The following is a 13,440-nucleotide window of genomic DNA, read 5'->3' on the forward strand; positions in this document are numbered from 1 at the left end:
CAAAAAATTATTAATCGACGCCTCTAATACTAGTGTTTGGTATATAAGGGCGAAGTAGATTTACAAACTCCTGAAGAGTCTCTACTGAATGAGGACTGAATATAGGATTAATAACCTGTTCTGATTCTCGATAGCTTTGCAAATAATAAGCTTTTGCCCCTGAAAGCCATCTACCAATAGATTCCATGTCAGAAATATCATGGCACTCCCGCATGATTGTGGTCCTAAATTCGTAGTCCATTTTACCACTAATTAAAAGAGAAACTGTGTCCTCTATTGGAGAAATATCAAAATTTTTCATGCAGGCAATTGTGTTGTATTTTTCTTTGGAATGCTTAATATCCATGGCAACATAGTCGATTAAGCCTGCATTAATAAGATAATTAACCATATCAGGATTGGTTCCATTGGTATCTAGTTTAACCAAAAGTCCCATATCCTTTATCTGCTTAATAAAATCGGGAAGATCCTTGTGTAGAGTTGGCTCGCCGCCTGTGATGCAAACACCGTCCAAAACTTTTGACTTTGCCTTAAGGTGTTCAAATATTTCATCAGTGGAATATGCCTGCACATCCGAAGGTGGCATAACAAGGTCTCTGTTGTGACAATATGGACATCTAAAATTGCAACCACCTGTGAAAATAGTGCTAGCAATTTTTCCAGGATAATCTAAAAGCGTTGTTTTCTGTAAGCCTAGTATAAGCATAAGTCATTCCCTTTTATTGGTAAAAGTGTTAACATAGAATAGCTAAATTTTAAGAAATTAAGCATAATTTCCAAGTAAAAGTATAGCAAAATAGGAGGTGAAAATCCATGATGTCAGAAGAAGAGCGTTATATGAAACAGGCGCTCAAGCAGGCTAAGAAAGCCTATGACATTGATGAAGTCCCAATAGGATGCGTGATTGTTCAGGATGGTAAAATAATTGCCCGTGGATACAACCGCAGAAACACCGATAAAAGCGTACTTGCTCATGCAGAGATTGCTGCCATTTCAAAGGCATGCAAGAAGACAGGAGATTGGAGACTTGAGGATTGCACCCTTTATGTTACACTTGAGCCTTGCCAGATGTGTGCTGGTGCCATAGTGCAGGCTCGTATACCCAAGGTAGTAATTGGAGCCATGAATCCAAAAGCTGGATGTGCTGGTTCTATTATAAATGTCTTACAGATGAAACAGTTTAATCATCAATGTGAGGTTGAGTCAGGTGTTTTAGGCGAAGAATGCAAGATGATGATGACTAGCTTTTTTGAAGAACTAAGACAGCGAAAGAGTCAATTAAAGTAACGGTAGGATTTTGTTGACAAAAAGCCCTTAGTTATCATAAAATAAGGGCTCCGAGCGATTTGCTCGAATTAGATATCACTTGGCGGCTACCCTAGAGTTGCTATGATCTTTGGGTCCCTCGTAATGGGCACCTACGAATCGTGTCAGGGCAGGAATGCAGCAGCACTAAGTAGGACCGTTCATCTGACGAGGGGTTACCTGGAGGGAGTTTCTTTAGGGTGGCTACCAAATGGTATCTGGTTCGGCAGCTCGGTATTTTTATATGTATAGGTGAAAATATGGGAGCACAGGACAGAACAGAACGAGTTTTAAGAGAAATGCATGTGCTATTTTCAAAGGCACAGCCATATGAGGGAAGCACAAAAAATGTCATTGTGGACAAGAATGCCATGATGGATCTTTTGAAAGAACTTAATGAGTGCATGTACGATATGATGGAAGAGCATGAACTCACTGTTAAGAGCCGCGACAAAGCTAATCGTGAAATGCAAAAGCAAGGCGATGACATTGTATTTGATGCCACCAGAAAGGCAGAGGACATATATGCCGCATCCCTTATGTATACAGACAATGCTCTAGAGAGCATTCAAAACATTGTTAAGGAGTCCCAGGAATCTGTTGCGAAGGTTTACGAGGAAGCCATTAAAAAGATAAAAGAAGAGAACAGAGCAATTAAGACTAATCAGTTAGAGCTTAAGAGCCATCTCAATGATTTGATAGATACACAGAAGTATTTGAGACTTATCGATGAGGAGAATATGCGTCTTCTCAAGGAAAAGAATGAGGGAGGCGAAGAAGGATTTGATTCAGCTCCTAAGTATGCAGCTCCAGAGATTCGTATCGATAAGGATTATTTTGCTAGAGCTGGTCTAGAATATGACGATTTAGATGAGCCTGCAGCAGAAACAGAGGAGGCAGGTATTTCCTCAGATGATTTAGATGCTGAATATTTTAAATGGCAGCAGGAAGAGTCAGAGGAAGACAGCAAGAAAAATGGTAAAAAGGGCTTTGGTAGCCTTTTTGGATTAAAGAAGTAAAAAGGAGAATAAAGGAATGAAGCTTTACAACAACGGAGTATACCTAATTAATGGCACCCAGATAATTGAGGATAGTCATGAGGCAGCCGCTGCAATCGAGCACGCTACTGGACGCAAGGTCACAAAGGACGAGGCACATGGACAGACTATGGCCTATTCGATTCTTTCGGATCACAACACATCAGGCAACATGGATCACTTACAGATTAAGTTTGACAAGTTAGTCAGCCATGATATTACCTATGTAGGAATTATCCAGACAGCAAGAGCTTCAGGCCTTGAGAAGTTCCCTATTCCATATTGCCTTACAAACTGCCACAACTCTCTTTGTGCAGTAGGCGGTACTATCAACGAGGATGACCACATGTTTGGTCTTACTTGTGCTAAGAAATACGGCGGAATCTATGTTCCACCACATCAGGCTGTTATTCACCAGTTTGCACGTGAGATGATGGCTGGAGGCGGTAAGATGCTTCTCGGTTCAGATTCTCATACTAGATATGGTGCACTTGGTACAATGGCAATGGGCGAAGGTGGCCCAGAGCTTGTTAAGCAGCTTCTTAATCAGACATACGATATCGCTATGCCAGGCGTTATTGCTGTATATATGACAGGTACCCCTAGAAAGGGTGTTGGTCCTCAGGACGTTGCCCTTGCTATCATCGGCGAAGTATTCGATAAGGGTTACGTTAAGAATAAGGTAATGGAGTTCGTAGGCCCTGGTGTTGCCAACCTTTCTATGGACTTTAGAATTGGCGTGGATGTTATGACTACAGAGACTACTTGCCTTAGCTCAATTTGGACTACAGACAAGAAGACTGAAGAGTTCTACGAGATTCATGGTCGTAAGGAAGAGTACAAGGAGCTTAATCCTGGCCAGGTTGCTTACTATGATGGCATGATTGAGATTAATCTTGATGAGATTAAGCCAATGATCGCTATGCCATTCCACCCAAGCAACACATACACAATTGATGAATTAAACGCAAATCTTATGGATATCCTTGATGACTGCGAGAAGAGAGCAAAGGTTTCTCTTGACGGTCAGGTAGAGTTCTCTCTCAAGGATAAGGTTAGAAATGGTAAGTTATACGTAGATCAGGGTATCATCGCTGGTTGTGCTGGTGGTGGTTACGAGAACATCTGTGATGCAGCAGATATTCTTCGTGGCGCAAGCATTGGACCAGATGAGTTTACTCTCTCTGTATACCCAGCTTCTACTCCTATTTACATGGAGCTTGTTAAAAACGGTGCTGTTGCAACTCTTATGGAGACAGGTGCTATTGTTAAGACTGCATTCTGTGGTCCTTGTTTTGGTGCTGGTGACACACCATCTAACAATGGTTTCTCAATCCGTCATTCTACTAGAAACTTCCCTAACCGCGAGGGTTCTAAGCTTCAGAATGGTCAGATTGCATCAGTTGCACTTATGGATGCTCGCTCTATTGCAGCTACAGCAGCTAATAAGGGTTACCTTACAGCAGCAACAGAAATCGATGTAGATTATACAAAGCCAAAATATCACTTTGATGGCAGAATTTACGCAAACCGTGTATTTGATTCACACGGCATAGCTGAGCCTGAGACAGAGATTCACTTTGGTCCAAACATTAAAGATTGGCCAAAGATGAGCGCTCTTCCAGAGAATTTATTCCTTCAGGTTGTTTCTGAGATTCATGACCCAGTTACAACAACTGATGAGCTTATTCCATCAGGTGAGACATCATCATATCGTTCAAATCCACTTGGCCTTGCTGAGTTTACTCTTTCACGTAAGGATCCAGAGTATGTTGGACGTGCTAAGAATATCCAGAAGGCTCAGAAGGCATTAGAGGCTGGAGAGTGTGCTGGTGAGGCAGTTCCAGAGCTTAAGGCAATTGTTCACAAGGTAAAGGAAACTTACCCAGATGTTAATCATGACAATTTCGGTGTAGGTTCAACTATCTTTGCAGTTAAGCCAGGTGATGGTTCAGCTAGAGAGCAGGCAGCATCTTGTCAGAAGGTACTTGGCGGTTGGGCAAATATTGCTAATGAATATGCTACAAAGAGATATCGCTCTAACCTTATTAACTGGGGTATGCTTCCATTTGTTATTCCAGAAGGAGAGCTTCCATTCAAGAACTTAGATTATCTATTCATCCCTGGAATCAAGGATGCTGTTATTAATAAGGCAGATACAATCAAGGCTTACGTTGTTAAGGATGAGGGATTAAAGGAATTTGAGATGACTCTCGGAGAGCTTACAGATGATGAGCGTGAGATTATTCTCAAGGGATGCTTAATCAACTACAACAGAAGGTAATTTAGGAGGCATTGTATGTCAGGGGATAATTACGAACAGGACAAATATAGAAGAAAGAAACTGATAGGCAATGTGATAGCTGCTTGCGTGGTGGTAGCTTTTTATTTCATGCTGCGAAATTCTAGAAGTGTTGCAGCAGCATGGGATCATGTATCTACAGTATTTCAGCCGATTTTTATAGGTTTTGTCATGGCCTTTCTCATGAATCCATTTATGGTATTTTTTGAGAAGAGATTCGAGAAAATCTTTAATAAAATTATTAAGACAAAGGCTACAGCTCAAAAGGCTAATCGTACACTTTCCACTGTTTTGTCCTTAATCGTACTTTGTGGAATAGCAGTATTTATCATTAGAGCTATTGTTCCTAACCTGATTAGCACAATAATTTATCTTGCTAACAATATAGAAGATCAGATAGCAGCAGTCCTTGACTGGTGTAACCAGATTACAAAAGGCAATTATAAGGATGTCCTTATGAAGGCTAAGGACAATAATATTGGAGATATTGTAGATCAGGGACTTAAACTTTTAAACCAGTACGTAGATTGGGATAAGAGCTTCATGGTATCTACAATCACTTCAAGTGTTATTTCTGTAGGTAGATTTGTAATAGGTATCATCATAGGTATGTTTGTGTCTGTATATGTCCTTATTTCAAAAGAGACATTTAAGGCTCAGGCTAAGAAGCTTATATGTGGTATTTTTGCTCCAAAGTATTCCAACATAATCCTTGAGATTACAAGAAAGTCAGCAGAGATTTTCTATGGATTCATTATTGGAAAGATACTTGATTCTGTGATTATTGGCTTTATTTGCTATTTTGGATGCTTAATCATGGATATGCCATATCCTGTACTAGTATCTACAATTGTTGGTGTGACCAATTTTGTACCAGTATTTGGCCCATATATTGGAGCGGTTCCAACTGTTGCAATTATTTTCCTTACAGAGCCAATGAAAGGAATTTACTTCCTGATATTTGTTCTTGTATTACAGCAGATTGATGGTAACTTAATTGGACCAAAGATTTTAGGTGATTCCACTGGAGTATCTTCATTCTGGGTTGTATTTGCTGTTGTTACAGGCGCTGGATTCTATGGTGTCTGGGGAATGGTTGTGGCTGTTCCAATTGTAGCGGTAATCTACTACATTGGTGGAAGATTTGCTAGTTACTTGGTGGCAAGAAGACAATTGTCAACTAACACAGAAGACTATCTTTTGCTTGACCATATTGACCTAGAGACCAATGAATTAATTGAGCACGAAAGTGAAAAAACAAAAAGCAAGAAAAAGTCATTGTTTTCAAGGCTTATAAAGAAAAATAAATAATTATTAAATAATTATTAAACCGAGGTTTTTTGGCCTCGGTTTTTTTGATTTTAACTTTAAGGTATGTTAGTATTTTAATAACTATAGGATGCGAGGAATGCATATCAAATTTTGCATTCTAAAACCCATAAGTATGTGTTTTTGGAGAATAATACTGTGGAAAAATTAGAGTACAAAAATAGGATTGACGAGATGAAAGATCTCATCTCACAAAATAAATTCGCTGACGCCATGTCTGTAGCTGAGTCAGTAAATTGGAGAAAGGTACATAATATCAACGATTTGATTGCTGGTAGCGAGTGCTACGAGGCAGCAGGTAAAATCGAAGAAGCCAGGGAGTTATTGTTCCTGGCACATGAGCGTTCTCCAATTGGTCGAATGATTATCTATAAGCTGTGTATGATTTCCATCAAGCTTAAGGATATCGAGATGGCTCAGGAATACTACAATGAGTTTGTTCAAATTGCACCTCATGATAGTCTAAAATATATCCTGAAATACAATATTAGTATTGCTAAAGGGGCGGACAATGCCACTTTAATCAAGATTCTTGAGCAGCTCAAGGAAAGTGATTTCATTGAGGAATGGGCTTATGAGCTTGCTTATCTTTATCACAAGACCAATCAGGCGGAAAAATGCATAGGACTTTGCGACGAAATCATTCTTTGGTTCGGAGACGGTCCTGTAGTTGAGCGGGCCCTTGAATTAAAGATGCTTTACCAGCCACTTGATAAGGCACAGGAGGACAAATATCGTAGCTTCCAGCAGAAAAAGGATGGATTGGCTGAGATTCATCCATACAGCAATATCAATCCAAGCGAAGTGCTTCCTCAGATGCCAGCAATTGAATTGCCAGAGGGACCGGAGAGATTTGATACTATTAATCTTCAGGCCGAGATTAAGAAGAATATCGACGAGATAATGAAGGCTACAGATACGGGCGAAGTATCTGAGAATATTGGCGCCATTAAGAATCTTGTTGAGGAGATTCCTTATTTACAGGTTAAGGGAGAGCTTGAAGATGCTCTAGAAGATGAGGACGAGTTCTCAATAAATGATACCTTCAATGAATATCTTAAAGAGGGTAATGATGGTCAGATAAGTCTTTTACTTCCTGATGAGGCTGAGGATGAAGAGGCCCAGGTAGAGGGTCAGATGACCATAGAGGACGTTCTTGCTGAGTGGGAAAAGACAAAGCGTGCAGCAGAAGCGGCCATGGAAGATGCGAAGACTAAGGAGCTAGAGAATGCTAGAGCTAGAGCCCTTAGAGAAGCAAACAATGTGCTTAATCGTCTTGAGGGCGTTATGTCAAAACTTGATGCCGGCATGACTTCTGCAGAACTTTTAAAAGAAGAATACTTATCCGAACAGGATGATAATACAGACACAGATCTTAAATTATCTGAGAATTCTACAGAAGAACTTACTGAGGAAATAACAGATGATATTATCGAGGAGGAGTCTGAGGAGAACTCTGAAGATACTCCGGAAATTAAGCCTTGGCCAATTTTAAATCAGGATGAGGACCAGGAGCTTGATGATTTCCAAAATGCAGAAGATCCAGATGAAGCAGAGGAAACAGAACCTAAGAGCTTTACTATCCCTAAGCTCAACATCGAGGGATTAGAAGAGGGCTCTCTAGATATTCCTGTGATTAATCCGGCTGGTGCGGCGGCGATACCAGGTGCGGTTTCTGCAGTGGCAGATCCAGTATTACATGCTGCAGAGGCATTAGATAAGGCTAGTTGGCAGCCACCTACACTAGAAGATACCGAGGAGATAGACGAAGTGGACCTAAAAGAAGCTTCCCAAATGATTGCTGATGTTAACGATTTCCTACAGAAGGAGATTGATAGACTTACATTAGGAAATGAGCAGATTAGCGCTCAGGTTCCAGAACCAGTTGATGAAGATATTATTTTACCAGAGATTAAGCTACCTGAAATAAAGATGCCAGATGAAATAGAAGAGGAATTTGATGAACCTCTTACAGAAGCATATGACGAGCCGGAAGAGCCTCTCACAGAAGAGATAGACCTAGACGTAGTTAGCCAGGAAGATCAGGAATTCTTTGATGAAGATGAGGAAGAAGAAATACCAGAGGATAGCGTACCTGATATTAATATTTCAGATATCGAGCTTCCACCAATAGAACTTCCTCAGGATATATTAGAGGATACAGGTGTTGAGCCTATTCAGAGTGAGCCAGTATTTGCTCCAGAGCCAATACCTCTTCCACAGTCAGTAATGGCAGACCCTCTTCCAGAAGTAACACAGGTTACTTTGGATGAGCCAATTGCTCCAGTGGCACCAGTTGTTTCACCAGCTCAGGTCGCAGACACTGCCAACACCGCTGCCAATGCATCAGGCTTCGAGCTTGAAGATGAAGATTTAGCAATATTCTCATATTTCTTACCAATAACAGGCATGAAAAAGAGCATAGCTCAGGCTATCACTGGCGCAGCTGCTCATTTAGCGCAGGCCGGTTCCAAGGGTGGAAGTATAGTTATTATCGGTGAGCCAGGATCTGGAAAGACACAGATGGCCACTAGTATCATAAAGGTTCTTGAGAAAAAGACTGGATATCCAAAGGGTGGTATCGGCAAGATTTCCGGCGAAAAGCTAAACGAAAAGGATATACAGAAGCTTTATTCAAAGATTCAGGGAGGATGTCTTATTATTGAGGCAGCCGGTGGCATCTCAAAGGAGACAGCCGTTACTCTATCTCTTTTAATGGAGCAGGATAACTCAGGCACAATTATAATTATTGAGGATAACAAAAAGGGAATCGAGAAAGCATTACTGAGAGATGGTTCCTTTGCTAAGCGATTCACAGAGAAAGTTGTTATACCAGTATTTTCAATTGATGAACTTGTTTCATTTGCTAAAACATACGCAATGGAAGCTGGCTGTACCATTGATGACATGGGTGTTTTAGCTCTATACAATCGAATCAATCTTATCGGTCGTTATGATCATGCAACTACTATCAAGGAGGTTGCAGAGATTATGGATGAGGCTATTGATAAATCTACTAGGGGCGGATTCTTCAACAAGCCTAAATACGACAAGAATGGCAACATAATCTTAAAAGAGAAAGATTTTGATAGATAACACATTTTAATTAGCGGGAGAAAATAAGGGGATTTTAGAATGAGTTACTTCACTGATTTAGACGGGTATTTATTTGGGCAAGGAACACACTATGACATCTATAAGAAGATGGGTGCTCATAAGGCTAAGCAAGGTAAGCAGACAGGCTTTTACTTTGACGTATGGGCTCCAAACGCTACATCGGTAGCGGTCATAGGTGAGTTTAACAACTGGGATGAGACTAGAAATTATATGCAGCGAGTTGAGCCTGAGAGCCAGGGAATATTTGAGGCATTTATTCCTGAAGCAAAGGAAGGCCAGCTTTACAAGTACCTTATCACCACATCAGATGGAAGAAAGCTCTATAAGGCAGACCCTTATGCTACCTATGCTGAACTTAGACCAGGTACAGCATCTATCATTTACGACAATACCAAATTTAAATGGACTGATTCATCATGGATGAGACAGAGAAAGGCTAATTCCAACTTTTGGGAGAAGCCAATGTCCATATACGAAGTTCACCCAGGCTCATGGAAGAGACATCCAAGACCAGAAAATGATGGATTTTACAGTTACAAAGAATTTGCTCACAGCCTGACAGAATATGTTTTAGACATGGGATATACCCATGTTGAGCTTATGGGAATCTCAGAGTATCCTTTCGATGGATCTTGGGGATATCAGGTCACAGGCTACTATGCACCTACATCGAGATATGGCACTCCAGATGATTTTATGTATTTAGTCAACTATCTACATAAGAATGGAATAGGAGTTATTCTTGATTGGGTACCAGCTCATTTTCCGAAGGATGCTCATGGGCTTGCGGATTTCGACGGAGGTCCTCTATATGAATATCCAGACCCAAGAAAGGGAGAGCATCCAGACTGGGGAACCAAAATATTCAATTATGGCAAGGCTGAGGTTAAGAATTTCCTTATCGGTAGCGCACTACAGTGGGTAGACGTTTATCATATTGATGGACTTAGAGTTGACGCAGTTGCATCCATGCTATATCTCGACTATGGCAAGAAGCCAGGTCAGTGGATTCCTAATGAACATGGCGGCAATGAAAATCTTGAAGCCATTGAGTTTTTCAAGCATATTAACACTCTTATCCGCGGCAGATATCCAGGAACAGTGATGATTGCCGAGGAATCTACGGCATGGCCTAAGATTACAGGCGATGTGGAAGATGGTGGTCTTAATTTTTCATACAAATGGAACATGGGTTGGATGCATGATTTCATAGATTATATGAAGCTAGACCCATATTTTAGAAAAGACAATCACAACAAGATGACTTTTGCCATGAGCTATAACGAGGCAGAACGATATATTCTTGTTTTGAGTCATGATGAAGTTGTTCATCTCAAGGGCTCCATGCTTGCTAAGATGCCAGGATTAGAAGTTGATAAATACAGAAATCTTATGGCAGGTTATGCATTTATGATGGGTCATCCTGGCAAAAAGCTCCTATTTATGGGACAGGATTTTGCCCAGGGGACAGAGTGGAGCGAAGCTAGAGAATTAGACTGGTACGTTCTTGACAATCCAAATCATAGACATGTATCTAGGATGTTCAAGGATTTACTTCATATTTACAAATCATATCCAGCTATGTATGAGCAGGATGTGTCTTGGGCTGGTTTTGAATGGGTTAATGCAAATGATAGCTATAGAAGCATATTTAGCTTTATCCGCAAGGCCAAAAATGGGAAAAATAGCATATTATTTGTAATCAATATGACTCCAATGAGATATGATGATTACAAGGTGGGAGTTCCTACCAGCAAAAAGCTTAAGCTTCTATTAGATAGCCAGCTTGAAGCTTATGGTGGAGAAGGCAGTCTGATACCAGAAACCCTCACTCCAAAAAAGGAGGAATGTGATGGTAGGGATTACTCAGTAGCCTTTAAAGTGGCACCATATCAAGTAGCAATATTTGTTTATTAATTAAGTGGGCTGTGAAATCAGCCCATTTATTATATATAGGAAGTATAAATGGAAGAGTTTAAAATAATAAAATTACCGGAGAAAACTGAAGAAGAGGAAGTTGAGGTTGAGGAAAAGCCCCTCCGTGAGATTGATGAAAATTATGAACCTCCAAAGAAGAGATGGATTTTCCTAATTCTCCTTATTATCATAGTAGCAATTTCCTTGATGGTAATAAAAATATTCACAACATACAGCGACTATCAAGTTGAAAAGACCTATGAGAGAAATGAGTCAGCGGAAAGTACATACTGTGACTATAAAGGTAACTTACTGAAATACAGTCCAGATGGTGTATCTTGCACTACCTATGACGGCTCTTTGATTTGGAACTATACTTACGATATGGTTAATCCAAATATGGATGTATGCCAGGACTACATTGTAGTCTACGATAAAAAAGGAAGTGAAGTAGATCTCTTTTCCTCAAAAGGATTTGTAAAGTCAATCACAACAACCACACCTGTTCTTGAGGCCAAGGTGGCTAGTCAAGGTACAGTGGCTCTCCTTTTACAGGAGAATAGCGTTAGTTATATTCAGTTGTATGGTAAGGATGGCACACTCCTTGCCTCAGGTGAAATCCATCCTGAGAACAAGGGATTTCCAGTGTCAATGGCACTTTCTTCAGATGCCACAAGACTTTTACTTTCTATTGTAAATGTAAATTCAGGAGAACTTTCTTCAGAGCTTGTGTTCTATGATTTTACAAAGGAGGGAAAAGAAGAGCAGGATAATATTGTTGCTTCTTATACATATTTAGGCTCTATAATTCCTAAGGTTGATTATGTAAAAAATGATAAAGCTATAGCTTTTTCCGATTCTAAGATTATTTTGTTCAATAACAATCTCAGAGCTACTGTAGCAAAGGAGATATCTGTAAATGGAGAAATGAAGAGTATCTTCTATAATGATACCCATTTCGGATATATAAGTGAGACTGCAAAAGAAGACGGTGAGGTTGTCAATAAATTAAACGTTTATAATCTTTATGGATTTAGATGGATGTCAAAGGAAATTGACGGTAGCTATGAAAGTGTTCAGATAATGGATAATAATGAGATATTCATTAGAAATGAAAATGAAATTACTATATATAACCTTCAAGGCATAGCAAAGTTCAACTATAAATTTGATGAGGTTGTATATAATATCATTCCAGGCTCAACTTCTAAAAGATACTATTTAATAGAAGAAAACAAAACTGAGCAGATATGTATTAAATAGCACGAAGAAAAGGGTGAATAATGGATATTAATATTTTACTTGTAATTTTTATAGTGTTGATGGTCTTTTTTATAGTTCGAGGTGCCCAAAGAGGCATGATAAGGATTATATATAGCCTAGTTGCTTGGATATTCCTTCTCCTCTTTGTAAACTATGGAAAAGTATATGTGGCAGATTACATAAAGCTCCATACAGAAATACCGACACGTGTAGAGAATGCCATAGATGGTCATTTGCACACCAAATACGATAGTTCTGAAGCAGAGGAAGTGGGTTCCGGTAGAGATGCTGTCCTTTCAATTGTTCCAGAGTTTGTAAAAGATGATATAGAGACTAGTATAGAGAACTCTATCGACAATATCATAAAAGCAATAGCTAAAGAGCTATCTGATGCAGCTATTAATGGAATATCAAATATTATTCTTATTGCTGTTGGAATAATTATTATCTATATAATAGATAGATTATTAAGAGCTGTTGGATTTGTTCCTGGCATTAGGGATGTGAATAGACTTCTTGGAATTATAGCTGGAGCAGTAGAAGGTATGCTAGTTACATGGTTTGCAATGTATCTAGCTGATTGTTTTCCAACATCCTTTTTTGGCCAATTTATAATAACTTACGCCAAGGAAAATCAAATGCTTTACTATATCTATACAAATAACCTAATTGAAAGAATTATCGGAATATAAAGACATTAATTTTTTTAAAAAAAGGTGTTGACTATAAGGTTGGCAGATGATATTATACTATTCGTTCCGCTGAGAGCGGTACACACTTAGAAAACACTGAGTTTTCTGAGAAAAAGATTTTGAAAAATAAATCAAAAAAGTTGTTGACAAACAGCTGGCGACATGATAGTATAAACGAGTTGCTGCTGAGGGCAACAACAAAGCGAAGATTGATAACTGAACAGTGAAACAAACCTTGAATTAATACAAGTTTTTAAAACATGTATCCTTGAAATTCATTTAGTTTCTAAGACGAAACAAAACCTTTATTAGTAAACAAGTCAGTTTTATACTGATTCGGAATTAAACTTTTTAACATGAGAGTTTGATCCTGGCTCAGGATGAACGCTGGCGGCGTGCTTAACACATGCAAGTCGAACGAAGCAATTTTCTACGATCCCTTCGGGGTGACGGATTATTGACTGAGTGGCGGACGGGT

At 39.4% G+C, this 13,440-nt stretch carries 9 protein-coding genes, 1 rRNA gene and 1 other RNA gene; 10 read left to right on the forward strand and 1 reads right to left on the reverse strand.

Annotated features, from left to right (window positions below):
- Positions 1–10: 10 nt before the first annotated feature.
- Positions 11–706: an anaerobic ribonucleoside-triphosphate reductase activating protein gene (locus tag BLP50_RS07655; protein WP_090153343.1), complete on the reverse strand. Its 696-nt coding sequence runs from the start codon at positions 704–706 to the stop codon at positions 11–13.
- Between the two features lie 110 nt (positions 707–816).
- On the opposite strand from BLP50_RS07655, the gene tadA reads away from it, so the two are divergent.
- From tadA to BLP50_RS07705, 10 genes are all read left to right on the forward strand, one after another.
- Positions 817–1,287, forward strand: coding sequence for a tRNA adenosine(34) deaminase TadA (tadA, locus tag BLP50_RS07660; RefSeq protein ID WP_090153383.1), 471 nt, complete (start codon positions 817–819; stop codon positions 1,285–1,287).
- 50 nt (positions 1,288–1,337) lie between these two features.
- Positions 1,338–1,540: signal recognition particle sRNA large type (gene ffs / locus BLP50_RS07665), an RNA gene on the forward strand.
- A gap of 25 nt (positions 1,541–1,565) precedes the next feature.
- Positions 1,566–2,324, forward strand: a complete 759-nt coding sequence (locus BLP50_RS07670) for a hypothetical protein (protein ID WP_090153346.1) — start codon at positions 1,566–1,568, stop codon at positions 2,322–2,324.
- A gap of 16 nt (positions 2,325–2,340) precedes the next feature.
- Complete coding sequence (locus BLP50_RS07675) at positions 2,341–4,626, forward strand: hydratase (protein ID WP_090153348.1); 2,286 nt, start codon at positions 2,341–2,343, stop codon at positions 4,624–4,626.
- Between the two features lie 15 nt (positions 4,627–4,641).
- Complete coding sequence (locus tag BLP50_RS07680) at positions 4,642–5,955, forward strand: AI-2E family transporter (protein ID WP_090153350.1); 1,314 nt, start codon at positions 4,642–4,644, stop codon at positions 5,953–5,955.
- Positions 5,956–6,111: 156 nt separating this feature from the next.
- Positions 6,112–9,069, forward strand: a complete 2,958-nt coding sequence (locus BLP50_RS07685) for a tetratricopeptide repeat protein (protein WP_090153352.1) — start codon at positions 6,112–6,114, stop codon at positions 9,067–9,069.
- Between the two features lie 39 nt (positions 9,070–9,108).
- Positions 9,109–11,007 (forward strand): 1,4-alpha-glucan branching protein GlgB, encoded by a 1,899-nt coding sequence (gene glgB, locus BLP50_RS07690; protein WP_090153354.1) that lies wholly within the window; start codon positions 9,109–9,111, stop codon positions 11,005–11,007.
- A 48-nt stretch (positions 11,008–11,055) separates the two neighbouring features.
- Positions 11,056–12,270: a DUF5711 family protein gene (locus BLP50_RS07695; protein WP_090153356.1), complete on the forward strand. Its 1,215-nt coding sequence runs from the start codon at positions 11,056–11,058 to the stop codon at positions 12,268–12,270.
- Positions 12,271–12,437: 167 nt separating this feature from the next.
- Positions 12,438–12,962 carry a CvpA family protein gene (locus tag BLP50_RS07700; RefSeq protein ID WP_330386071.1) on the forward strand — a complete coding sequence of 175 codons (525 nt, stop codon included), beginning with the start codon at positions 12,438–12,440 and terminating at the stop codon, positions 12,960–12,962.
- Between the two features lie 352 nt (positions 12,963–13,314).
- Positions 13,315–13,440: ribosomal RNA gene (locus BLP50_RS07705) — 16S ribosomal RNA — on the forward strand; the annotation flags it as partial.

It is taken from the genome of Pseudobutyrivibrio sp. AR14 (assembly GCF_900101325.1).
Classification (GTDB): Bacteria; Bacillota; Clostridia; order Lachnospirales; family Lachnospiraceae; genus Pseudobutyrivibrio.

Excerpts from the sequence above, each read along its gene's own strand:
- BLP50_RS07655 (WP_090153343.1), bottom strand. The coding sequence starts at position 706 with ATGCTTATACTAGGCTTACAGAAAACAACGCTTTTAGATTATCCTGGA.
- tadA (WP_090153383.1), top strand. The coding sequence starts at position 817 with ATGTCAGAAGAAGAGCGTTATATGAAACAGGCGCTCAAGCAGGCTAAG.
- BLP50_RS07670 (WP_090153346.1), top strand. The coding sequence starts at position 1,566 with ATGGGAGCACAGGACAGAACAGAACGAGTTTTAAGAGAAATGCATGTG.
- BLP50_RS07675 (WP_090153348.1), top strand. The coding sequence starts at position 2,341 with ATGAAGCTTTACAACAACGGAGTATACCTAATTAATGGCACCCAGATA.
- BLP50_RS07680 (WP_090153350.1), top strand. The coding sequence starts at position 4,642 with ATGTCAGGGGATAATTACGAACAGGACAAATATAGAAGAAAGAAACTG.
- glgB (WP_090153354.1), top strand. The coding sequence starts at position 9,109 with ATGAGTTACTTCACTGATTTAGACGGGTATTTATTTGGGCAAGGAACA.
- BLP50_RS07695 (WP_090153356.1), top strand. The coding sequence starts at position 11,056 with ATGGAAGAGTTTAAAATAATAAAATTACCGGAGAAAACTGAAGAAGAG.